Genomic DNA, 23,486 nt, shown 5'->3' with positions numbered 1-23,486 from the left:
GTCATCGGGCGGCCAGCCGTTCGGCGATGGCGCTCACGGTCCGGGCCCGGAACACCAGTTGCGGGGGGACGCGGCTGCCGGTCTCCCGGGACAGCCGCATCGCGACCCGGACGGCGGCCAGCGAGTTGCCGCCGATCCGGAAGAAGTTGTCCTCGCGGCCGACCTCGGCGAGGTCGAGCACCTCGCGCATCGCCTCGGCGACCAGGCGTTCGGCCTCGGTCAGCGGGTCGGCGGCCACGGTGGCCCCGGAGCCGTCGGTGGCCCCGGCCGCGTCGGCGGCCCGGCGGCCGGCCGGGGCGGGCAGCGCCTTGCGGTCCACCTTGCCGTTGTGGTTGAGCGGCAGGGCGTCCAGGACGTCGAGGGTCGCGGGCATCATGTGCTCGGGCAGCAGGGCGGCCAGGTGGTCGAGCAGCGCGTCCGGGGCGGGGGCGCCGGCGGCGACGGTCACGTAGGCGGCGAGCCGGCGGTCGCCCGGGGCGGGCTCGTGGACGGCGACGGCGGCCTCCCGGACGGCCGGGTGGCGGGTGAGCGCGTCCTCGATCTCGCCGGGCTCGACCCGGAAGCCGCGGATCTTCACCTGGTCGTCGATCCGGCCGGTGACCTCCAACAGGCCCTCGGCGTTGAGGTGACCGAGGTCCCCGGTGCGGTAGAGGCGCTCGCCGGGGGCGCCGTACGGGGAGGCGACGAAGCGTTCGGCGGTGAGGCCGGGCCGGCCGAGGTAACCGTGGGCGAGACCGTCGCCGGTGGCGTACAGCTCGCCGGTCGCGCCGGGCTCGACGGGGCGCAGCCGCTCGTCCAGGACGAGGACGCCCTTGCCGTTCAGCGGGACTCCGATCGGGACGGAGGCACCGGCGGTGTCGGCGGGGCCGACCCGGTGGCAGGTGGTCAGGCCGAGGCTCTCCACCGGGCCGTAGCCGTTGGCCACCGCCAGGCCCGGGTAGGCCTCCAGGGCCTTGGCCACGTGGGTGACGGAGGCTCGCTCGCCGGCGGTGAAGGCGAGCTTGAGGCCGTCGTAGGTCTCCGGGAACTCCTCCAGCAGGAAGTTGAACAGGCTGGCGGAGAGCTGGAGCTGGGTGACGCCGTGGCGGCGGGTCAGCTCGGCGATGGTCTGCGGGTCCGGACGCTGGCCGGGCTGGAGGACGCAGGCACCGCCGAAGCAGAGCGCGCCGTACAGCTCCAGGGCGAAGGCGTCCCAGGAGACCGGCGAGCACTGCAGCCAGACCTCCGCGGGGCCGAAGCGGGCGTAGTCCTGGCCGAGGTAGGTGGTGGTGAGCGCGCGGTGCGGGACGGCGACGCCCTTGGGGCGGCCGGTGGAGCCGGAGGTGAACATCACGCAGGCGAGGTCGGCGCCCTCGACCGGCAGGCCGAGGTCGTGCCCCGCGTACCGGGCGAGTTCGGCGGCCGCGGCGTCCAGGTCCACCTGCCGCCCGACCGGGAAGGGCACGACGGCGTGCCGGTGGGTGACCACCGTGGCGGCGCCGGTGTCGGCGACCGCGCCGGCCAGCCGCTCGGCCGGGAAGTCCGGGTCGAGCAGGGTGTAGGCGGCGCCGGCCTTGAGGGCCGCCAACAGGGCGACGACCAGCTCCGGCCCGCGCTCGGCCAGCACCGCGACGGTGTCGCCGCGCCCGATGCCGAGGCCCGTCAGGTGCCGGGCGAGCCGGTTCGCGGCGGTGTTCAACTCGCCGTAGCCGACGCTCCGTTCGCCGGAGATCAGGGCGACGGCCCGCGGGTCGCGGGCGGCCCGCGCCTCGAACAGGGCGTGCACCGGCACCTCGACGGCGGCGGCCAGGGTGCCCAGCCACTCCTCGCACAGGCCGGCCATGGTGTCCGGGGCGAAGAGGTCGCTGTCGTACTCGAAGCGGCCGGTGAAGCCGGTGCCCAGGTCGTCCACCGAGACGGACAGGTCGAAGCGGGAGACCGGGTTGGAGTGCAGGGCCCGGGTGACCTCGTGCCCGCCGACCGTGAACGGCCGGGGGTCCAGCGGGTGCAGCTCCAGCAGCACCTGGCAGAGCGGGTTGCGGTCCTCGGGGCGTTCGTCGAGCACGGCGCCCGCGATGTCGTCGAAGGGCACCTCCTGGTGGCGGTAGCCGCCGATCGACACCTCGCGCACGTGCCGGACCAGTTCACGGAAGGAGACGCCCTCCTCCAGCTTCAGCCGCAGCGGCAGCAGGTTGACGAAGTAGCCGATCAGGCCGTCGAGTTCGGCCCGGCCGCGGACGTTCACCGGCGAGCCGAGCACCAGGTCGCGCTGCCCGGACCGGCGGTGCAGGGCGAGGGCCAGCCCGGCCAGCAGCACCATGAACGGGGTGGCGTCCTCGCTGCGGGCGAGCGCCCGGACGGCCTCGGCCACCGGACCGGGCATGGCGAAGCGGTGGAAGGCGCCGCGGAAGGCCTGCTCCTCGGGCCGGGGCCGGTCCGGCACCAGCGCGTCGGCGGTCGGCGCGTCGAGCAACTGCTCGCGCCAGTAGTCCAGTTGCCGCTCGGCGGTGTCGTCCTGGTACTGCCAGGCGGCGTAGTCGCCGTACTGGACGGCGAGCTCCGGCAGCTCGGCGGGCCGGCCCTCGGCCAAGGCGGCGTACAGCTCCTGGAGTTCGGCCTCCAGCACGGCCAGCGAGCCCTCGTCCCAGACGATGTGGTGCAGGAGCAGCAGCAGCGTGGTCGCCCCGTCGGCCCGGAAGACCCGGGCCCGGACCAGCGGCCCCCGCTCCAGGTCGAAGGGCTCCAGCGCGGCCTCGGCGACCAGGGCGTCCACCTCCTCGGCGGTGGTCTCGGTGAGCGTGAACGGCAGTTCCACGGAGGGGTGGACGACCTGCCGCGGACCGTCCTCGGCGAGCTCGAAGGTCGTCCGCAGGCTCTCGTGCCGCTCGACCACCCCGGCCAGCGCCCGCCGCAGCAACTCGGGGTCGACCGGCCCGGAGAAGCGGAACACCCAGGGCACCACGTAGGTCGGCGCGTCCGGGTTCCACTGGTCGAGGAACCACAGCCCGCGCTGGAACTTGGACAGCGGGGCCTGGGCGGCGCCGGAGCGGACCGGGGCCGGGCGCGCGCCGCCGGACGCGGAGGTCACCGCGGCGGCGAACTCGGCCAGCGTCGGCGCGTCGAAGATGGTGTACGGCGACACCATGCCGAAGACGTCGAAGACCCGGCCCACCACCCGCACGGCCGTCAGCGAATCGCCGCCCAGGTGGAAGAAGTTGTCGTCGGCGCCGACCTCCGGCACCCCGAGCACGTCCGCCCAGACCGCCGCGATCAGCTGCTCGGCGGGGGTGCGCGGCGGGCGGCCGGCCGGCTTGCCCTGCGGCACGGTCCGCGGCTCGGGCAGCGCCCCGCGGTCCACCTTGCCGCCGGCCGTCAGCGGGAAGGCGTCCAGCGCGGTGAGCGTCGCCGGGACCATGTGCTCGGGCAGCCGCTCGGCCAGCCAGGCCCGGGCCTCGGCGTACCCCGGCGCGGCGCCGGTGACGTACGCGGCCAGCCGGCCCTCGTGCGCCACCACGACGCATCCGGTGACACCGGGGTGACCGGCCAGCACCTGCTCGACCTCGCCCGGCTCGACCCGGAAGCCGCGGATCTTCACCTGGTGGTCGCCGCGGCCGAGGAACTCCAGCGGGCCGTCCTCGGCGGCGCGGCGCACCAGGTCGCCGGTGCGGTACATCCGGGCCCCCCGGGCCCCGTCGGCCTCCGCGAACGGGTCGGCGACGAAGCGGCCGGCGGTGAGGCCGGGACGACCGAGGTAGCCGGAGGCCAACAGCGGCCCGCCGACGTACAGTTCGCCCGCCTCGCCGGGCGGCACCGGCCGCAGCCGCCCGTCCAGCACGTGGAGGCGGCGCGCGCCGACCCCGGTGCCGATCGGCACCCGGGCGGCGGGCTGCTCCGGCGTGCCGTCGAGCCGGTGGGTGGTGGCGGTGACCACGGTCTCGGTCGGGCCGTAGGCGTTCAGCAGCGGCACCCCGGTCGCCGACCACCAGGCGGCGGCGGTGGCGGGCTCCAGCTTGTCGCTGCCGGAGATCATCAGCCGCAGGGTGCGCGGCACCCGGCCGCCCAGGGCCGCCACCACGTCCTGGAAGTAGCCCGCGGCCAGGTTGGCGACGGTGACACCCTCGGCGTCCAGCAGATCCAGCAGCGCGGCCGGGGCCAGGAGCCGCTGCTCCGGCAGGACCAGGCAGGCCCCGGCGGACAGCGCGCCGAGCACCTGCTCGACGGCCACGTCCACGGTCGGACGGGCGAACTGCAGCACCACGTCCCGTTCGGTCAGGCCGAAGGTCTCGACGACACCGGCCAGGTGGCCGGCCAGGGCGGCGAGCGGAACGTGCACGCCCTTGGGGCGGCCGGTGGTGCCGGAGGTGTAGATGACGTAGCCGGCGCCGGCGTTCCCGCCCGCCCCTCCGCCGATTTCGGTGAGCTCCTCGCCGTTCAGGGCGAGGTGGGCCCCGGCGTCCTCGGCGATCCAGCGGTTGCGCTCCTCGGGGGCCTCCCCGTCCAGCGGCAGGTAGGTGGCGCCGGCCCGCAGCGCCGCGAGCAGCGCGACCACGTGGTCCAGCCGGTCGCGGCCGGTCACGGCGACCGTCCGGCCGGGGGCGAGCCGGGCGGCGAGGGCGGCGGTCAGGCCGTCCAGCTCCCGGTAGTCGACCGTCCGGCCGCCGGCCCGGACGGCCGGCCGCTCCGGGAAGCGGGCGACGGCGGAGGCGAACGGCGCGAAACCGGGCGCCGTGAATTCGGTGGGGAAACCGCGCGAGGACATCATCCAACCCCAGATCGTGAGAGAAATCGGCGACGAAAGCGACGATAGGGGGAATTCGACGGCCCTATCGGCAGAATGAGCGGAAGGAAATCGGCAGTTTCATCATGCCGCTTTCCAGGCAGGCCAGGGCTACCGGCCGAGGGTGTTTCAGGAATTCTCGGGGGACCAGACGTCCGCCCCGTCCAGGGCCTCGGGGGCGTATTTCCCGAGCGAACTGATCAGCAGTCGGAGTTCCAACGCCAGGCATTCCGCGAAACGGCGCAGACCGGATTCCCGGTCCTCCGCGACGGCGAGCAGCGCCGCCCGTCCGAGGCCCACCGCACGGGCCCCCAGCGCCAGGCTCTTGACCGCCCGGGCGCCTTCCCAGATCCGCCCGGAGACCAGCAGGGAGGGCGGCGGCGCGGCCGCCAGCCGGCGCAGGCACTCCGCGAGCGGCAGGCCGACGTGCGGCAGGAACACCCCCGGCGCCCAGCCGGTGCCGCCCTCGGCGCCGTCCACCACGACGGCGTCCGCTCCGGCCTCGTGCGCCACCCGGGCGGCCTCGGCCACGTCCCGGCCGGGGTAGAGCTTCACCCAGATCCGCACCCGCGGGTAGTTGTTGCGCATCAGCCGGATCTGCTGGCGCAGGATCTCCGCGGTGAAGGTGCCCGGGGTGGCGGCGCGCAACACCCGGCCGTCGCCGAACAGCGGGTCCAGCCCGAAGCGGTCGCCGAGCGCGGCGGCGGCTTCCGCGTCCAGCACGGTCATCCCGCCCAGGCCCGGCTTGGCCCCCTGGCCGACCTTCAACTCGAAGGCCAGCCGCCCGGATTCGAGCAGCGGAAGGGCGGCCGGATCGCTGTGGACGAGGTTCCACACCTCGGCGTCGGCGTCCTCGGTGCTCTGCTGCACGGCCACGCCGCCGAGCCCGTCCGGGAGTTGCTCGCCGTAGGCGCGCAGCCGGCCGAGCAGGGTGCGGTCGGCCGCCTCACCGAGCCGGCCGTAGCCGTTGACCGGCACCACGTTCTCGCCGATCACCATCGGGATCCCGAGCGCCCCGGCCTGCCGGCTCAGGGCCAGCCCGAGGTCGCCGCCGGCCGCCCGGGTGGAGCCGGTCGCCGACACGTAGACCGGCAGCGCCGAGGCGAACCCGCCGATGGCGGTGGCGAGTTCGACGTCCCGGTAGTCGGGTTCGCGGCCGAGGTCGATCAGCTTGGCGAGCCGCTGCGGCAGGAACAGCGGCGGGACGATCCGCAGGGCGTCGAGCGCGTCGTTTTGCGCGGGCTCCCCGGGCCGGCCGGCGCCGAACAGCACCCGCCCGTACTCCTCGGCGGGCGGGAACGCCGCGGCCGCCCCGACGCGGGCCCGCCGCCGGACCTCCTCCTCCGGAAAGCCGGGCGCGGTCAGGTCCTTCACGGCGGCGGCGTCCGCCCCGCTCCGCTCGACGGTGAGCTCGCTGCGCTCCCTCACGGTGACACCACCCCGGCGACCTTGGGGAACGCGCTGGCCTGCCAGACGGCGTCCAGCCCGGCGACGTACCGGGTGAGCCGCTCGACCCCGATGCCGAAGCCCGCGCTGGCCGGCACGCCCTCGCGCACCAGGTCCAGGTACCAGCGGTACTTCTGCGGGTTCTCGCCGGTCTCCCGCATCCGGGTGACGATCTCCGCGTAGTCGTTGGTGCGCTGGCTGCCGCTGCACAGCTCGCCGTAGCCCTCGGGCGCGAGCAGGTCGAAGTTCCGCAGCAGGCCCGGGTCCTCCGGGTGCTCGCGGTCGTAGAAGCCGCGCGAGCCCTTCGGGTAGTCGGTGACGAAGAACGGCCGGTCACGCCGGTCCGACAGCAATGCCTCGCCCTCCCAGTCGAGTTCGGCGTCCAGGCTCTGCGGGTGCCCGATGCCGCGCAGTTCGGCCACCGCCTCGGCGTGCCGGACGCGGCCGAACGAGCCCTTCAGGAGCTCGGCGAAGGCCTGCGGGTCCCGGCCGAGTTCGGCGAACTCCTTGGGCAGCTCGCGCACCGTGCTGTCGACCATGTGCACCACCAGCTCCTCGGCCAGCTGGACGGCGTCGTCCCGGCTCGCGCCGGCGACCTCCACGTCCAGCTGGTGGAACTCGGCCAGGTGCCGGCTCGTCCCGGCGGTCTCCAGCGGCTCCAGCCGGACGTTCGGGGCGATGCAGAAGATCTTGTCGAAGGCGAGCAGCGAGGCCTGCTTGTACAGGATCGCGCTGGTCATCAGCTTGTAGCGGTGGCCGTAGAAGTCGATGTCCACCTGCTTGGAGCCACGCGCACCGGGGTCGGTGACCGGGCCGATGATCGGCGGCAGCAGCTCGGTGAAGCCCCGGCCGCGCAGGAACTCGCGGGCGGCGGCGAGCAGCTGCTGCTGGATCCGCAGGGCGCTGCGGGTGGTCGGGGCGGTCAGGTGCCGGCCCGGATCGACCGGGGGCCGGGGCGTGGTGTCGGGCATGGTCGGGGTCCTGTTCTCTCGGGTGGTCCGTGGCCCGCCGTCGGAGGCGCGGGCGGTCGTCGGTGGTGGAGCGGCGGGCGGGCGGGGGTGCTTGAACGACGGGCGGGTCGGGGCCTCGCGGCCCGGCGGGCGGCTCAGCGCGCCACCGGCAGGCCCCGGGCGGCGGACGCCGCCACGGAGGCGGCCGCGTACTCGGCCCGGCCGTCGTAGCCGCGCCGGACGTGGGAGAGGGCGGCCAGCAGCCCGGCCGAGCCGAGGATCGGCGCCCGGCCGCGCTCGACGAGCCCCGCGATCGGCATCGAGCCGACGCCGGACCAGTGCAGCCGGCCGTCCGGGCCCAGCGAACTGCCGGTCCGCCCGGCATTGTCGGGGTGCAGGCAGTACGGCACGTCCAGGTAGCCGGCCGCGAACGCCCGCACCAGGGCCCGCCCGACGTCGGCGTCCAGGTCGAGCACCGCGCCGATCAGCGCCCTGGCCTCGGCCTCGATCCCGGTGTCCGGCGCGGCGACGGGTCGTGGCCGGCCCCGCTCCGCCGCGGCGGCCGCGGCCGCGGTCTCCAGCGCCCGGACGTTCTCGGCGACGGTGGGGATGCGGTGCGCCTCGGCCGTGGTCTTGACGATCAGCCGGGCCGCGCCGCCGCGCACCGCGAGCCGCGCCGCGTCCTCCAGCAGCAGCCGCGCGCCGCCGGGCGAGCGCGGGTACACGCCCATGTACGCGTACACCACGAGGTGCCGGTCGACGTCCGCGAGCAGCTCCCCCGCGATCCGGCCGAGCGCGGCCAGCGCCTCCTCGTCCTGGCGGGCGTTGGCCTGCTGGGCGTAGCTGAGCGAGATGCTGCGCAGCCCGTTCTGACGGAAGAACAGCGCCTCCAGCACACTGATGGCGATCAGCAGCGAGGGCGGGCAGAGCTGTCCCATCATGCAGCCGCCGAACGTCTCCAGGTGCGGCTCGGCGCCGAACTCCCGGACGGAGGCGAGGATTTCGCAGCTGCGCCGCCAGCGCGCCACCGCCTCGTGCAGCGGGGTGCGGCCGTACGGCAGGCAGTAGGAGACCGGTCCGCCCTCGGTGGCGTCCAGACCGGCCGCCAGCAGCGCCTCGACGATCCGCTCCGGCGCGGCCGAGCCGTGCCGGACCTGCACCGGGAAGCCCGCGTCCGCCACCCCGCGCAGCACCTCCCGGGTGACCTCGACCGGGTGGGTGACGATCGGGTAGCCGTTGAGGCCCGCCCCGGCGGCCAGGGCGCGCCGCGCGGCGTCGAGGTCGCCGGTGCGGGTGTAGCTGTCCAGGGTGATGGTGCCGACGGTGACGGCGGCCGCCCCCCGGGTGGCGAGCAGGCCCTCCCGCATCACGGCCGCCCGCGCCATGCCCATCCGGGGCTGGACCACCAGGGCGCCGGCCTCGGCGGCCTGGGCCACGAACGCGCCGAAGCCCGCCCGGGCGGGACCCGTCACTGCGGGGCCCGTCACCACAGGATCCGTCACCACAGGATCCGTCACAGCAGGATCCGTCACAGCAGGATCCGTCACAGCAGGACCCCGGAGCGCAGTCCGCCGACGAACTCGCGGAACCCGGCCACCGCGGCGCCCTCCTCGAAGACCGCGTCGAAGCCGGCCGCCAGCAGCGTCCGCTCGCGGTCGGGGTCGTCGGCCCCGGCGATGCCGAGCTTGCCGCCGATGACGGTCGGGGTGCGCCGCAGTTCCGGGCAGGCGCGGAGGGCCTCGATCACCCGCAGGCCCTCCTGGAAGCCGTGCCCGTTGACGCTGCTGATCACGATCAGGTCCGGTTCGATCCGGCGGCATTCGGAGATCAGCAGCGCGTCCGGGACGCATGCGCCCAGATTCGTCACCCGGTGGCCCGTCTCCTCCAGCAGGAACTGGAGGAAGACCAGGTTCCAGGTGTGCGAATCCGAGGCCGTCGTCGTCACGACGACGTCCAGACCGTTCTGTTCGGCGTTTCCGTGCTCCACGACTCAGCCCTCATCGGTAGAGATCCTCGATGGCGTTCCGGCGCGTTCCCGCGGCGGTCCGGCCCCACGGAGAACGCTAGGAACGATCGGGCCCGGCAAGCGGCAGCTCCTGCGGCATTAAGCGGCAGAATCGGCAGCCGTTCGACGCCTCACGGTCAGCCCGCGACGGCCAGCAGCGGGCCGTCCCCCGCCGGCCCCAGCCGGATCCCGGGCTCCTCCCGGACGAGGCGCCGGCACAGGTTGAGCACCGTGAAGCGCACGCCGTCCCGGGCGGGCACGCTGCGGATCAGCCCGCGCGACAGCAGTTCGTGCACCGTGGCCAGGCAGGCCTGAAGCGTCCAGCCGCTGCGGACCACCGCGTCCTCCCCCGACCAGTCCCCCGGCTCGTCCACGAGCACCTCCAGCAGGGCGCGCTGGCGCTCCGTCAGGCGCCGGATCGCCGGCTCCACCTCGTCCCGCAGGTCACCGCGCGCACCGAACACCACGGGCGGCGCCGCCAGCGTGAACGGGACGACCGCCAGCCCGGCCACCAGCTGGGAGGTGGACTGCACCAGCGCCCACCCCGCCGCGCGCTCCAGCGCGCCCGGCAGGCCGTCCAGGCGGCGGCAGAGCTCCGCGACGGCGGGCGCCTCGGAGCGCTCCAGGGTGTAGCCGGGGCGCAGCCGGCACAGGTGCGAGAGCAGCAGCCGGACGGCCCCGACCTGCGCCAGCGCCTCCGGTTCGGCGTCGAGTTCGGGGGCCGGGACGGGCAGCGGCGCGAGCGGGATGACCTGTCCCCCGGGCAGCGGCCGGGCCTCCCGGGCGGTGATCAGCACCCGCAGCCCGGGGCAGCGGTGGAACAACCCGTCCAGCTGCCCGGCGTCCACCCCGCCGTCGGCGCCGTCCAGCACCAGCAGGGCGGGCCGCTCGCCGATGTCCCGGGCGAGGTCGTCCAGCGGCGCGCGCCAGAGGTGCGGGCCGCCGCCGCAGTCCACCCAGCGCACCGACCAGCGGACGGCCAGGTGCAGCCGGCGGGCCACCTCCAGGGCGAGCCGGGTCTTGCCGACCCCGCCCAGGCCCACCAGCGAGACCAGCCGGTCCCCGTGCACGGCGAAGGCGTCGGCCAGCACCTCGGCCTCCATGTCCCGGCCGACGATCGCCCCGCGGGCCACCGGCGGGGCGGCCGGCTCGGCCACCGGCTCGTCCGCGAGCGGGTGCCGGCGGGCGGTCTCCTCGAAGTCCGTCCGGCTGCGGCCCTCCAGCCGCAGCGCGTCCGCCAGCAGCCGGACGGTCTCGTTGCGGGGCCGGCGCACCCGGCCGCTCTCCATGTCCCGGATCGCCCGCACGCTCAGGGTCGCGTGATCGGCCAGGCACTGCTGGGTCAGCCCGACCCGCTCGCGCCGTAGCCGCAGCAGCTCGCCGAAGCCCGCCGCCGTTCTCACCGCTTGCACCGACTGCCCGCCGTCCATGCCTCGTCTGCCCTTCGTGGTCCGGACTCCTCCTGGCGTCGGGACCGGTGGCGGCCTCAGCTCCGGGCGCCCGCACGGCCCGTGGTCCGGCCGTACGGGACCCGGCGATCAGGCTGTGGCCTCCGACCGGCTCCCTCCGGTTCCCGATGCTCCTGGCTCGCCGTCTACGCCCGATCAACGGCCGATCACCGGCCCCACCCACGACCTTCACCCGGGCCTCACAGGCCGTCCCGCCGCCCGTCCGGGCCCGACGGGGACCCCTCCGCGGCGGGACGGCGCCGATGCTCCCGGTGGGCACGCAACGGCCCGGACCTCGGCGGATGCCGGGATCCGGGCCGGTCGAACGGTCAGGGACGGGCCTCCTCGGGGGTCATTCGGCCGCCTGCTTGAGGCCGCCGTGGCACAGCCCCCAGATGACGAGGGCGTCGATCGCGATCAGGACGATCGCCCACGCCGGGTAGTAGGGCAGCCACAGGAAGTTGGCGATCATTCCCAGCCCGGCGAGGGCGACACCGAAGATCCGGGCCCAGAGGGCGCCGCTGAAGACCGCCACGCCCGCCACGACGATCAGGACGCCGAGGATGAGGTGGATCCACCCCCAGCCGGCGCTGTTCAGCGAGTACGCGTAGTTGCGGGTGACGACGACCAGGTCGTCCTTGGCGATGGCGGAGATCCCCTCGAAGACCGCCATGAGACCGCCGGTGATCAGCATGACCCCCGCGAAGATGGTCCACCCGGACGCGTATGGGTGCCGCTGGGGCTGGGGGATCTGGCTGCTGCCGACTCCACTGACGCTGCTCGTCATGACGGTGACTCCTTCGATGGCAACCGCCTCGCGGACCGCGGTAGGCGGGAGGGTGGAACAGAAGTCCTACGTTCACGGTAGAACCGGATCCCCGTCCTGTCGTGGCGCGGGCCGGCCGCGGCCGTGGCCCGGACGTCCCTGGTGGAGCCCCTTCAGCTCTCCTCCCGGGGGTTCTCGGCGCCGCCGCCTCCGGACGCCCCGCCGCCTCCGGGCGCGTCGGCCCCGCCGGGCGCACCGCCCCGTCCTGGGCCGGCGACCCGTCCGGAGGCGGCGAGCAGGGCCAGGACGGCGAGGACCACGAGGAGCACCAGGACGAGCAGCAGCACGGTCAGCACCGTCGGGTGGTTCCAGAGGGCGAACACCAGGGCCACGATCAGCAGCGCCGCGAGGGCGAGCCAGCGGCGGTGGGCGTCGGTCCAGGTTCCGGCCCGTCCGGTGTGCACGCCGTGCGCGCCGCTCCAGCCGGCGACCGAGTCGGCGGCGTGGTCGGCCCCGCCGCGCACGGCCCGCGGCAGCCGTCCCGCCCCGGAGAGGTAGGCGCCGAGCGCGACCACCACGCCCAGGACGACGAGGGTGCGCAGGCTGACCTTCAGGAACCTCAGCAGCGTGTCGAAGACCGCGGCCGCGGCATCCCGGGACTGCACGGCGGGCGGCAGGTGGTCGAGGTAGTAGTGCCGGGCGATCACCAGGGCGATCGCCACCACCAGGCCGGCCCCCGCCGCGCCGAGCGCCGTGGACACCAGGGCCCGGCGCCGGCGCCGGGCCAGCAGGACGCCGACCAGACCGATCACCACGGTGATCACCGGCAGCCAGTTGCCCATCACGTCCAGCGCGTGCGCGGCCCCGCGGACCTTGGCCAGCTTGTCGGACTGGAACAGCACCAGATGCTTGTTCACGTCCGGGATCTTCTCGGCCGGTGTCAGCCCCGCGGCCACCAGCTGGTCCTTCAGCTGGTCCACGGCCTTCCCGACGTCGAGGGTGACCGTGCCGTCGCTGACTCCGACCGCGCCGCGGCCGTGTCCGGTCAGGGCCTGGACCACGGCCGTGTGGGCGGCGCGGTTCGCCTGCGTCCAGACGGTGTCGAAGGCGTCGCTCCGCACGACCTTGGTCGCCGCCTTGGAGACCACCTGGTCCACCGCGTCGTCGATCTTGGGCCCCAGCGACTTGACGGCGGACGCGGCCCGGGGCGGCAGGCCCTGCGACTGGAGCCAGGCGGCCAGGTCGGAGGCGACCTCCGGACCGTCCACCTTCACGTCCACCGCCCGGGTGATCCGGTTGACCGCGGCGTCCTGGATCGCGGGGTTCGTGGCCAGCGGCGCGACCGTGCTGACGTACCGGTCGGTGTCCAGCGCGATGTCGTGCACCCAGACGGTGAGCAGCGAGACCGGCACCAGGATGCAGGTCAGCGTGATCAGCACGGCCGAGACGGTGCTCCTGACGATCCGGCCCGCCCGGGAGGGGTGCCGGGGCCCCGCGGTGGCGCCTCCGTTCACCGGCCCGCCCGTCGGGGGCTCGGACGGCTGGGGTTCACTCGGCCCGTTCAACGGCCCTCCCGGCATTCGCTGCGCGGCCACGGCGCCGCTGGACACCATTCACGCCGCAGGGGCCCCCGCCCGGCACCCCGGGCTGGGCCACCCGGACGAGGGGCGCGACCCGGCCGCCCACCCTCCGCCCGGTCCGGGACGTGCCCGGCACCGGGCCGCCGCCTCACCCCGGGCAGGTGATCCGCCGGCGCGTCGGCGGCCCGTACGGTCGGTATCAGCGCCCGGCCCGCCGGGACGGGCGAGGGACTCCCCCGAAAGGAGCACCGCCATGGCCGAGGACGTCCTCGCCGAGACCGGGCCCATCGACTACGTGGTGGTCGAGTTCCCCGGCAACCGGATGACCGGGGAAGCACTCCCGCTGCTGGTCGACCTGGTGGACCGGAATGTGATCCGCATCCTGGACTTCGCGTTCGTGCGCAAGGACGCCGACGGCACCGTCACGGGCATGGAGATCGCCGATTTCGACGGCGACGGCCGACTGGACCTGGCCGTCTTCGAGGGCGCCGGGTCGGGCCTGCTCGACGCCGGCGACCTGAGCGAGGCCGCCGGGGTCATCGAGCCCGGCAACTCGGCCGGTGTGCTCATCTACGAGAACACCTGGGCCGCCCCGTTCGCCACGGCCCTGCGCCGGGGCGGTGCCCGGCTGGTCGCCAGTGGCCGGGTGCCGATGCCCGAGCTGCTGCGCTCCCTGGACGAGCTGGACGGTGCCGGCGGGAACGAACCGACGGACGCGCCGGGCGGCTCCGCCTCCGGGCCGTCCGCCACCGCGTGAAGCCCCGGGACCTGAAGCCACCGGGACGCGAAGTCGCCGAGACCTGAAGCCACCGAGAGGAGTACGCGTCATGCCTGGACTGCTGCGCGGTGTCGCGCGCACCGCCGTCGTCGCCGGAACGGCGACCGCCGTGTCCAACCGGGTGTCCCGTCGCCAGGCGGGCCGTTGGGCGCAACAGGAGGTGGCGGCCGAACCAGCACCGCCGCCCCCGCCGCCCGCTCCCGCCGCACCCGCCGCACCCGCCGCACCCGCCCCGACGGGGGTGGACGCGAAGATCTCCCAGCTGCAGCAGTTGGCGCAGCTGAAGGACCAGGGAGTCCTCACCGAGGAGGAGTTCGCCACGCAGAAGCAGCGGCTCCTGGCCGGCTGACACCGCCGGCACGGTACTGAGCACCGTCGGCACGGCGCTGAACACGGTCGGCACGGCGGCGGCCTCACCCGCCGCGGGTGATTCAGTGCCCGACGGCGACCTTGGCCGCCACGATGACCAGGCCCAGGAGCAGGTTGACCACCCCCTCGGCGAGGATCTGGCCCGACGAGGCGCCCGCCCGGCGGGCGCCCAGCGTCGCCCAGGCCACCTGCTGCGCCACGGCGACACCGAGGGCGAGCCAGGCGTTCTCCCCCGCCCCCAGCCACGGGCTGACCAGCACCGCCAGGGCGGGCAGCGCCGACGCCTCGACCAGCGGCCACTCGTGCCGGCCGACCTCGCGCACCTGGCTCCAGGTGACCTGGTGGCCGGCCTCGCGCTCCCCCGCCACCAGCGCGTAGACGTGCGCGATCCAGAACACGATCCCGGTGATCACCAGCAGCAGGATGAGCGACAGCCGGGGGTGCGGTTCGGTGAGGCTGGAGGCCGCGATCACGGAGGCGGCGAGCATCGAGCCGTACACCGCTCCGGCGTAATCGGTCCGCTTCCGGATTCCGCCCCGGGCCGGATCGCGCGGGGCCGGGTCGCGCGGGGCGGGGGTACCACCGCGGGACGTTGTCACGACGCCTGCTCCCGTCATCGCCGCGGAGACGGCCGATGGGGTCCGTCGCGGCCATCATCACCCGCACCGCGGGTTCCGGCACGGCCGCGCTCACCCACGCCGGGTGACCCGGGCTCCGGCCACCGCCCCTAGCGTGAGGGGAAGGATGTTTCCCTCCCCCGCAAGGAGGCGAGCCCCGTGCTCGGTACCCACCACCAGGCGTCACGTCCCACCACCACGACCTCACCCGACGAGGTCGGACGTGTCGGATGGATCGTGCTCGGCGCCTCGATGCTCATGGCCGGCGCGATCGGCCACGCGCTGTCCGGCATCCTCGCGATCGCCAGGGAACTCCTGCGCCCCGCGCCGCAGCGCGCGCCCACGCCGGTCCGCCCCGTGCACCCGGCCGACCTCGGCGTCGAGGAGAAGGACGGCTGGATCCTCATCACCCTCCTGTTCCTCCTGACCGGCACGATGGCCCACGCCGTCGCGCACGTCGTCGAGACCATCAGACAGGCCACCCGGACCACGCACCGGCAGGTGTCGGCATGACGTCGGCACCGACCGGGGCGCCCGGCCGGCCCCCGGGAGCCGACGACGGTGAGCGGGTGGAGCGGTCGGCCCCCGACTCGGTCTCGGCGGGGCGGCGGGCCCGCCGGAACGTGCCGCGCTCGGCCCACGGGACCTGGACCCCCGGGCCGGACCGCGCGGACCCCGTCGACGTCCTGGAGGCCCAGGCCGCCACCCGCGTCCCGGAGCTCGTGCCGATCCGCTACGGCCGGATGGCGGCCTCCCGGTTCGCCTTCCTGCGCGGTGCGCCCGCCATCATGGCCGCGGACCTCGCCACCGCCCCGAACACCGGCCTCACCGTCCAGCTCTGCGGGGACGCCCACCTGTGCAACTTCGGGCTCTTCGCCTCGCCGGAGCGCGCCCTGCTCTTCGACCTCAACGACTTCGACGAGACCCTGCCCGGCCCCTTCGAGTGGGACGTCGAACGCCTGGCCGCCAGCATCGCCGTGGCCGCACGCGAGAACGGCGAATCCGACGCCTCTGCCCGGGCCGTGGCGCAGTCGTCCGCCCGGGCGTACCGGCTCGCCATGCGACGGCTCGCCGGCCTCGGTGAACTCGACGTCTGGTACGAACGGGTGGACACCGCCGAACTGCTGCCGCTGGTCCAGCAGTCGAAGTACCGCAAGCGCGTCCGGACCACGATCGCCAAGGCACGCGCGCGCACCAGCCTGCAGGCCCTGGCCAAACTCACCGAGCCCGGCCCGGACGGCGAGCCCCGGATCGTCGCCGACCCGCCGCTGCTGGAACCGATGGACCCCGCCGACCTGCCCCACCTGCGGCAGATCCTCCTGGACTACCGGGACACCCTGCCGGAGGAGCGGGCGGCGCTGCTCGACCGCTTCGAACTGATCGACGCGGCCCGCAAGGTGGTCGGCGTGGGCAGCGTGGGCACCCGCTGCCACATCGGCCTGTTCCGCGCGCGCGCCACCGGCGAGCCGCTCTTCCTCCAGGTGAAGGAGGCCGAACGGTCCGTGCTGGAACCGCACCTCGCGCCCAGCGTCCACCGGCACCAGGGCCGCCGGGTGGTCGCCGGACAGCGCCGCCTCCAGGCCGTCAGCGACATCTTCCTCGGCTGGGCCACCGGCCCGGCCGGCCGCGACTTCTACTGGCGCCAGCTGCGCGACATGAAGGGCTCCGCCGTCATCGACGGCATGCCCAAGGGCCTGCTGGACGGGTACGCCGAGCTGTGCGGCCGCACCCTCGCCCGCGGACACGCGCGCACCGGGGACCGCGTCGCCATCGCGGCGTACCTCGGTTCCGGCGACGTCTTCGACCGCGCGATCGCCGACTTCGCCCTCACCTACGCCGACCTGACCGGCGCCGACCACGCCGCGCTCACCGCCGCGATCGACAGCGGCCGGATCACCGCCCGGTCCGGGGTGTGAGGCGGCCCCGGCGAGCCCCCGAGCGGGGACCGGTGCGGCCCTACGCCCCGGCCGTCGCCCCGCCGCCGCCCGTCCCCCCGCGCTCCGGCCCGCTCCCGCGCGGCACCCGCCGCGCGGGCAGGTGACCGGTGAAGGCGAAGGCGGCGAGCGTGATCGCGGCGGCGGCCAGCAGCGACACCTTGAGGCCGTCGAGCTGGGCCGCACTGTAGGAGTCGACGACGGCGGCCGCCTCCTGCGGCGGGACGGTGCTCTGCGCGAGCGCGGTGGCGAGCTGGTCCGCGGGCACGAAGGTGACGCCCGCCTCGATCCGGATGCCCGCCTGCTGCTTCACGGCGTCGGAGATCTCCGGGTGCCCGGCCACGGCGTTGCCGAACGCCACCGTCAGGGCGCCGATCAGGATGGCGCCGATCAGCGCGGTGCCCAGCGACGACCCGAGGTTCTGCGCGGTGTACTGCAGCCCGCCGACCTCGCTGCGGTCCTCCTCCCCGACGCTCGACTGCACCACGTTGCCCAGCTGCGAGGCGAGCAGCCCCATGCCGATCCCCAGGGCGGCCATCGCCAGCGCGAACGACAGGTCGTCGAGCTCCGGTTGGACGGTGCCCACCAGCCACAGCGACGAGGCGAACAGCACCAGCAGCCCGATCCGCACCACCGTCCTCGGCGAGGCGAAGCGGGTGAGCAGCGAGCCGGACATGGAGGCGGCGAGCATCGTGATCGACACCGGCAGCAGCCGCAGACCGGTCTCGAAGGCGTTCTCGCCCTGGACGACCTGGAGGTAGAGCGGGATGACGAAGAACAACCCGAGGAGGATCAGGTTCTGGCAGAAGAGCATCAGCAGGCCGGACCTCAGCGGTGGGATGCGGAACAGCGCGAACCTGACCAGCGGATGCTCCCGGCGCAGCTCCCACGCCCGGAACAGCACCAGCAGCACCCCGCCGAGCGCGACGGCGAAGAGCGTCGGCGAGAATCCGAGGACGGTGAACGGCGGATTGCGCGGCTGGAGCCAGCCCCAGGTGCTGCTCTGCAGCACGGCCAGCACCACCAGCCCCAGCCCGGACACCGACAGCAGCACACCGACCAGGTCGATCCGCTCGTGGTGCTCCGGTACCGGTTGCCGCTCGATCCAGCGCAGTAGGAAGAGGATGACCACCACCAGGACGACCTCGCCGGCGAAGACCAGCCGCCACGTCAGGTAGGTGGTCAGCCATCCGCCGAGCAGCGGCCCCACGGCGATGCCCGCCCCGGACAGGCCGCCGATGACACCGTAGGCGGTCGCGCGGTCCCGTCCCCGGTAGGCGCCGGCCACCAGCGCGGCGAGTGCCGGAAGGACCAGCGCCGCACCCAGCCCCTCGATCACCGACCAGCCGAGCGCCAGCAGCCCCAGGGTGGGCGCCACCGCCGTGATCGCCGATCCCACGGCGTAGACCACCAGCCCCACCATGAACATCCGTCGGCGCCCGAACATGTCGCCGAGCTTGCCGCCGGTGATCATGAACGCCGCCATCACCAGCGTGTAGAGCGTGATCACCGCCTGGATCGCCGTGACCTCGGTGTCGAAGTCCTCGACCAGCTGGCTGATGGACACGTTCATCACCGAGGCGTCGAGCACCATCAGGAACTGCGCCATGCCCAGGACGATCAGCGCTCTCCAGCGTTTCACCGTGACTCCTCCCGCTCACCGGCCCACGCGGTCCGTACGCGCCTGCCTCGTACCCTCGCCCCCTCGTGACCGGGTCGCCCGTCGAGGACGGCCGCCGCGGCCGGTGGTCCCCCCGCGGCGCGCCGACGCGCGGCCCGGTCCCACCGGATCGGCGGGGACCGGCGGGGCAGGAGGGCGCCGGTGCCCACGGGTTGCGCCGAACGGCGGACCGCCCGGGGTGCCGCACACCGTCCCGTCGCCCAGTCTGGGAACCCTCGGCGCTCGGCCGACGACGGGCCGCGACGGACCGGGGGCAGGCATCGACCGGAAGGAGCCCGGGGTGGCGGCACAGCGTGGTGAACCCGGCCGCGCCGCATGGATCCGCGCCAGGACCGCCTGGTTGAGGGGGCGGACGGCCACCCTGCGCGACGTCCCGTTCCTGCGCCGGCTCGCGGCCCAACTGCTCCACGTCCACGTCCTGGACACGGCCACCCGCCTCGCGGCCCAAACCTTCCTGACCGCCATCCCGGTGCTGTTCGTGCTGGCCGCCTTCATGCCCCAGGACGTGCGCAACAGCGTCTCCGAGTCGCTGCGCACCGTCCTGGGGCTCCAGGGCCAATCGCTCGACGAGATCAAGGGGGCGCTCCACCCCAGCGGCCAGGAGTCCACCACCGACGCCTTCGGCGGCATCGGGATCATGGTGACCCTGCTCTCGGCCACGAGCTGCAGCCGCATCCTGCAACGCCTGTGCGAGCGGAGCTGGTACCTGCCCCACCTGGCGGGGCGCCTGGCGGCCTGGCGGTGGCTCGCCTGGCTCCTGGTCTGGCTGACCGCCCTGATCCTCCAGGGCCAGGTGCGGTCCGGGTTCGGGGCGGGCACGGGCCTCGGGGTCCTGTTCTACCTGGTCACCGCCACGCTGCTGTGGTGGTGGACCCAGCACCTGCTGCTCGGCGGCCGGATCCCCTGGCTCCCGCTGCTGCCGGGGGCGGTGCTGACCGGGGCCGCGCTGACCACGCTCGCCTGGGTGTCGCGGCTCTACGTCCCCCGCTCGCTGAACCGCAGCGTGACCCAGTTCGGCCCGCTCGGCCTGGTCTTCACCCTGCTCAGCTGGCTCATCGTGGTGTTCACGGCCATCACGCTCGGCATCGGCATCGGGTACGTGGTGGCGAGCCAGGGACGACTGGCCCGGCTCCTTTCGACTCCGGAGCCGGTCCCGGCGGACGAGGACTGAGGGCCGCCGGAAGGGCACCGCAGGGGCGGACCGCCCCCACCGGTGGGCCGGGAGGCCCCTTTGCCAGGTCGGACGGCGTCGGCCAGGATGGGATCTGTCAGCGATCCGCGCTCACCATGCGCCGTACCCCACCCTGAGGTGAGCACCATGCCCCTCAGCCCAGCCGTCGACTCCCCCGCCCGTCCGGCGGACGCACCTCGGCACCGCTCCGCCCGGCCGACCCGGATACCCGGCGGCAATCCCGTGCTCGCGGCCCGCTTCGCCGTCCCCCCGATTCCGGGGACCTTCGTGCACCGGCCGCGGCTGGCCGAGCGCCTCGGCGACGGTCTCCGGACGTCCCTCCTGCTGGTGAACGCCCCGGCGGGGGCCGGGAAGACCCTGCTCGTCGCCGACTGGCTGGCCAGGACGCGGCTGAGCGGTTCCGCGGTCTGGCTCACCGTGGAACGGGAGGACAACGCGCCGGGGGTCTTCTGGGCCTACCTGCTGGAGGCCCTCCGGCACCACGGCGTCGCCCTGCCGGACGACATCGGCACCCCCGCCCGGGCCGACGAGGTCGATCACACGCTGCTGGCCCGGCTGGCCGCCCACCTGAGCCGCCGCGAGGCTCCCGTGGTCCTCGTCCTCGACGAGTTCGACCACGTGTCGTCCGCCGAGGTCGCCTCCGGACTCCACTTCCTGCTCGGCCACGCGGGCCAGGGGCTGCGGCTGGTCCTGATCGGCCGCACGGAGCCGCGCCTGCCGCTCCACCGCTACCGCGCCTCCGGTTGCGCCACCGAGATCCGGGCCGCCGACCTGGCCTTCCGCCCGCGGGAGACCGCCGCGCTGATGCGGCGGCACGGCCTCGCCCTCTCCGCCGGGACCGTCCGGACGCTGACCGAGCGGACCGGCGGCTGGGCCGCCGGTCTGCGACTGTCCGCCCTGGCCGCCCAGGGCGCCGCCGACCCCGAGGCGTACCTGAAGGAGTTCGAGGCCTGCCGCAGCACGGTCGCGGACTTCCTGCTCGCCGAGGTCCTCGACACCCAGCCCGCCGAGACCCAGGACCTCCTGCTGCGCACGAGCGTCCTGGACCAGATCCACCCCGAGCTGGCCGACGCCCTGACCGGCCGGACGGACGGCGCGCGGATCCTCGCCGACCTCGCGCGCGCCGACACCTTCGTCGAACCCGTCGGCCGCTCCTGGTACCGCTGCCACCCGCTGTTCGCCGAGATCCTGCGCGTCCAGCTGGCGGCACGCAGCCCGGGGCTGGACCGGGCGCTCCACCGCAGGGCGGCCCGCTGGCTCACCGCGGCCGGACACCTGACCGACGGGCTGGTGCACGCCGCCGCGGCCGGTGACTGGGAGTTCGCCGCGACGCAGGTCGTCGACCGGCTGGCCATCGGACGGCTGTTCACCGGCCGCGACGCGGACCGGCTCGACCGCCTGTTCGCCGACATGGCGCCCGACGCCCGGGGGCCCGCCCCGGAACTGGTCCGGGCGGCCCGCGATCTCGCCCGCCACGACGTGGACCGCGGACTCGACCACCTCCGACGCGCCGAGACGCTGCTGTCCGAACGCGATGTCGAGGACGTTCCGACGGCCCTGCTCAGCGCGGCCCACCTCCGGGTGCTGGCGGGCCGACTGCTCGGCTCGGCCGACATGGCCCGGGCCGCCGCCGTCCAGGCCGCGCGGCTGGAGGAGGACGTCCCGCCGGGTCTGCTGGGCGAGCACCCGGAACTTCCCGCGCTCCGGCTGACCGACCTCGGATCCGCGCTGCTCTGGAAGGGCAGCCTCGACGCCGCCGGGGCGGCCCTGTCCGCCGCCGCCGCGGCGGCCGACGACCCCACCACGGCCTGTCCGCGCCACGAATCGCTCACCCGACTCGCCCTGATCGACGTGCTGCGGGGCAGGCCGGGGCCGGCGGAGGCCCACCTGCGGAAGGCGGGGGCCGAGGCCGAACGCTCCGGGCTGTCCCCGGAATCCCGCACGGGGGCCGGCCAGCTCGTGCTGGCCGCGCTCGCCGTCGACCGCGACGACCTGCCGACCGCGCGGGCGGCGATCGACCGGGCCGCCCGGTCGGCCGCGGCCGACCACGACCCGGCCGTCACCGCGGGAATCGCCATCGTCCGGGCGAGGACGCTGCTGGCCGAGGGCCGCCCCCGCGCGGCCCTCGACCTCCTCGGCGGGCTCGCGGACGGCGGTCCCGCCACCGACCCCCCGCCGCCCTGGGTGCGGGAGGCCGTGGCCGTGGCCGTCTCGGCCGGGCACCTCGCCGAAGGGGACCCGGCCGCCGCGCTGGAGGCGCTGGAGCGCAGTGGCGCGGACGGTCCGGAACACGCCGTCGCCACCGCCCGGGCGCACCTCGCCGCCGGGGAGAACCGAAGCGCCCTGCGGATCCTGGAGGCGGTCCCGGAGCGCGACGGCCACGGGCCCGCGATCACCGTACGGGTCCTGCTGGCCCGGTCCCAGGCGGCCTTCGCGCTCGGCGACGAGGCCGCGGCCCAGCGCCTGCTCGCCCGCGCCCTCGCGGTCGCCCGGCCGGAGCGGCTGCGCCGGCCGTTCCGGGACGCCGGGCCGTGGCTGCGGCACCTGCTGCACGCCCGGCCCGAGCTGGCGGACTCCCACGGCTGGCTGCCCGCCGACCTCCTGCCCGGCCTCCCGGCCGGGGCGTCCGGGGACACCGCCGCGACCGACGCCCTGGTCGAACCGCTGAGCGACCGCGAACTGGACGTCCTGAGACTGGCGGCACAGATGCTGTCCACGGAGGAGATCGCCGCCGGGCTGTTCCTCTCGGTGAACACCGTCAAGACGCACCTCAAGAGCATCAACCGGAAGCTCTCCGTCACCGGGCGCAACCGGGCCGTGCGGCGGGCGCGCGCACTGGACCTGCTCTGACCTCGCGCCGCCCCCGCGGCGGCCGGCCCGCGCCTACCCCGCCCGGGTGCGCCGGTGCCTCCGGGCACGGAACCAGCGCCAGCCGACGGCCACCGCACTCAGCCCGAGCAGCACGAGGAACATCGCGAGCCACGCGTGGCCGGCGACCCGGGCCCCGGTGAGCAGCACGAACAGCACCCCGCCCGCGGTCGCCAGGCACGCCACCACGGTCCGCAGCGCCACCAGGAGCATGCCCGGACGCAGGATCGACGAGGTCCTCCTCGCCTGGGCCGCCGCGGACGCCGTCAGCCCGAACCGGAGGAGGGCCCGGTCGGCGAGCTCGCCGGTGGCGCGGCAGTACATCTGTCCGCAGGCGGGCACCCACACGAACGGCACCACGGTCCCGACGAGGAGCAGCACGCCCAGGCCGGCCCAGCCGAGCCACTTGCGCACGGCCGAACGCGCCGGGTCCTCGGGGGTCAACAGGCCGATCAGATAGGCCTGGCGGCGGACGACGGACGGCCAGGAGGCCTCGTCCCGCCCCCCGGTTCCGGCCCGCGCCGCCTTCCGCAGGGCCTCCTGCGCCTGCTCCACCGTCGGATGGACCCCCTGCACCACCAGGATCTGTGCCGCCGCGTCGTCGCCGCAGGGGTCGTGGCCGGCCAGGGCCGCGAGCTCCAGCACCATGCGCAGCTGGGCGAGCAGCGCGGCGACGAACGCGACCGGGAGCAGGAGCAGGAACGGGCCCCCGAGGAAGGAACCCTCCACCACGGTCCGGCGCACACCCCGGTCGATGATCTGCTCGGTGGGATCCTGCCGGGCCGTCCCCGCCTGCCCGGGTCCGCGCAGCGCCGCGGCCGTCTCGGCCGCCTGGGGGCCCAGGTAGTCGACCACGAAGGCCGCCAGCCGCTCGGGCATGTGGGAGGGATCCGCCCGGAGCGTCCTCAGCAGTCGTCCCACCACGCCGGGCCGTCGTCGCCGCGCACTCTCCGATCCGCCCATCAGCCGCAGAATAACCCCGCCGGTCGGCAGCCGCCCCGGGGCCGGATCACCCGGCCCGGGTGATCGGGGACGAACCCGCGGCGCGTCCCGCCTCCCGGCCGTTTGACCTTGACACGGTGACAAGGCTTTCACT

The 23,486-nt window shown here is 75.1% G+C and carries 17 protein-coding genes; 6 read left to right on the top strand and 11 right to left on the bottom strand.

Annotation, left to right across the window (positions count from 1 at the left end):
* Position 1: 1 nt before the first annotated feature.
* The 8 genes from ACWGKU_RS14500 to ACWGKU_RS14465 form a co-directional block, all read right to left on the bottom strand.
* Positions 2 to 4,741, bottom strand: coding sequence for an amino acid adenylation domain-containing protein (locus ACWGKU_RS14500; RefSeq protein ID WP_452178857.1), 4,740 nt, complete (start codon positions 4,739 to 4,741; stop codon positions 2 to 4).
* A gap of 144 nt (positions 4,742 to 4,885) precedes the next feature.
* Positions 4,886 to 6,130 carry a glutamate synthase-related protein gene (locus tag ACWGKU_RS14495; protein ID WP_452178862.1) on the bottom strand — a complete coding sequence of 415 codons (1,245 nt, stop codon included), beginning with the start codon at positions 6,128 to 6,130 and terminating at the stop codon, positions 4,886 to 4,888.
* A 50-nt stretch (positions 6,131 to 6,180) separates the two neighbouring features.
* The gene (locus ACWGKU_RS14490) at positions 6,181 to 7,173 is read right to left on the bottom strand and encodes an asparagine synthetase A (RefSeq protein WP_359898265.1); all 993 of its coding nucleotides are present in this window, start codon (positions 7,171 to 7,173) and stop codon (positions 6,181 to 6,183) included.
* Positions 7,174 to 7,307: 134 nt separating this feature from the next.
* Positions 7,308 to 8,639 (bottom strand): methylaspartate mutase, encoded by a 1,332-nt coding sequence (locus tag ACWGKU_RS14485; RefSeq protein ID WP_401048334.1) that lies wholly within the window; start codon positions 8,637 to 8,639, stop codon positions 7,308 to 7,310.
* A gap of 56 nt (positions 8,640 to 8,695) precedes the next feature.
* The gene (locus ACWGKU_RS14480; protein WP_359898267.1) at positions 8,696 to 9,139 is read right to left on the bottom strand and encodes a cobalamin B12-binding domain-containing protein; all 444 of its coding nucleotides are present in this window, start codon (positions 9,137 to 9,139) and stop codon (positions 8,696 to 8,698) included.
* A 155-nt stretch (positions 9,140 to 9,294) separates the two neighbouring features.
* Positions 9,295 to 10,569: a helix-turn-helix domain-containing protein gene (locus ACWGKU_RS14475; protein ID WP_401048332.1), complete on the bottom strand. Its 1,275-nt coding sequence runs from the start codon at positions 10,567 to 10,569 to the stop codon at positions 9,295 to 9,297.
* 388 nt (positions 10,570 to 10,957) lie between these two features.
* Complete coding sequence (locus tag ACWGKU_RS14470) at positions 10,958 to 11,392, bottom strand: DUF7144 family membrane protein (RefSeq protein ID WP_401048330.1); 435 nt, start codon at positions 11,390 to 11,392, stop codon at positions 10,958 to 10,960.
* Positions 11,393 to 11,544: 152 nt separating this feature from the next.
* Positions 11,545 to 12,810 carry a hypothetical protein gene (locus tag ACWGKU_RS14465; RefSeq protein ID WP_452178856.1) on the bottom strand — a complete coding sequence of 422 codons (1,266 nt, stop codon included), beginning with the start codon at positions 12,808 to 12,810 and terminating at the stop codon, positions 11,545 to 11,547.
* A gap of 394 nt (positions 12,811 to 13,204) precedes the next feature.
* On the opposite strand from ACWGKU_RS14465, the gene ACWGKU_RS14460 reads away from it, so the two are divergent.
* Both ACWGKU_RS14460 and ACWGKU_RS14455 read left to right on the top strand, forming a co-directional pair.
* Positions 13,205 to 13,708 carry a DUF6325 family protein gene (locus tag ACWGKU_RS14460; RefSeq protein WP_401056028.1) on the top strand — a complete coding sequence of 168 codons (504 nt, stop codon included), beginning with the start codon at positions 13,205 to 13,207 and terminating at the stop codon, positions 13,706 to 13,708.
* A 70-nt stretch (positions 13,709 to 13,778) separates the two neighbouring features.
* Positions 13,779 to 14,078 (top strand): SHOCT domain-containing protein, encoded by a 300-nt coding sequence (locus ACWGKU_RS14455; RefSeq protein ID WP_452178855.1) that lies wholly within the window; start codon positions 13,779 to 13,781, stop codon positions 14,076 to 14,078.
* An 82-nt stretch (positions 14,079 to 14,160) separates the two neighbouring features.
* Here ACWGKU_RS14455 and ACWGKU_RS14450 read toward each other — a convergent pair whose 3' ends face one another.
* Complete coding sequence (locus ACWGKU_RS14450) at positions 14,161 to 14,697, bottom strand: hypothetical protein (RefSeq protein WP_452178854.1); 537 nt, start codon at positions 14,695 to 14,697, stop codon at positions 14,161 to 14,163.
* Between the two features lie 177 nt (positions 14,698 to 14,874).
* Here ACWGKU_RS14450 and ACWGKU_RS14445 point away from each other — a divergent pair, with 177 nt between their 5' ends.
* A complete protein-coding gene (locus ACWGKU_RS14445; RefSeq protein ID WP_452178853.1) occupies positions 14,875 to 15,228 on the top strand; it encodes a hypothetical protein in 354 nt (117 codons plus the stop codon).
* A complete protein-coding gene (locus ACWGKU_RS14440; protein ID WP_401055868.1) occupies positions 15,225 to 16,631 on the top strand; it encodes a DUF2252 domain-containing protein in 1,407 nt (468 codons plus the stop codon). The genes ACWGKU_RS14445 and ACWGKU_RS14440 overlap by 4 nt, the downstream gene beginning before the upstream one ends.
* Positions 16,632 to 16,671: 40 nt before the next feature.
* On the opposite strand, the gene ACWGKU_RS14435 is transcribed toward ACWGKU_RS14440, so the two are convergent.
* Positions 16,672 to 18,291, bottom strand: coding sequence for an MFS transporter (locus tag ACWGKU_RS14435; RefSeq protein WP_452178852.1), 1,620 nt, complete (start codon positions 18,289 to 18,291; stop codon positions 16,672 to 16,674).
* A 319-nt stretch (positions 18,292 to 18,610) separates the two neighbouring features.
* Between ACWGKU_RS14435 and ACWGKU_RS14430 the strand changes: the two genes are divergently transcribed.
* Both ACWGKU_RS14430 and ACWGKU_RS14425 read left to right on the top strand, forming a co-directional pair.
* Entirely contained in the window at positions 18,611 to 19,501 is an 891-nt protein-coding gene (locus ACWGKU_RS14430; RefSeq protein ID WP_452178851.1) for a YhjD/YihY/BrkB family envelope integrity protein, read from the top strand.
* 147 nt (positions 19,502 to 19,648) lie between these two features.
* Entirely contained in the window at positions 19,649 to 22,372 is a 2,724-nt protein-coding gene (locus tag ACWGKU_RS14425) for a LuxR C-terminal-related transcriptional regulator (protein WP_452178850.1), read from the top strand.
* Positions 22,373 to 22,405: 33 nt separating this feature from the next.
* Here ACWGKU_RS14425 and ACWGKU_RS14420 read toward each other — a convergent pair whose 3' ends face one another.
* Entirely contained in the window at positions 22,406 to 23,269 is an 864-nt protein-coding gene (locus ACWGKU_RS14420) for a hypothetical protein (RefSeq protein WP_401051694.1), read from the bottom strand.
* Positions 23,270 to 23,486 lie beyond the last annotated feature (217 nt).

Source organism: Kitasatospora sp. NPDC054768 (genome assembly GCF_053612025.1).
The sequence above is the reverse complement of the archived record's forward strand: the minus strand, read 5'-3'. Positions and strand labels throughout refer to the sequence as shown.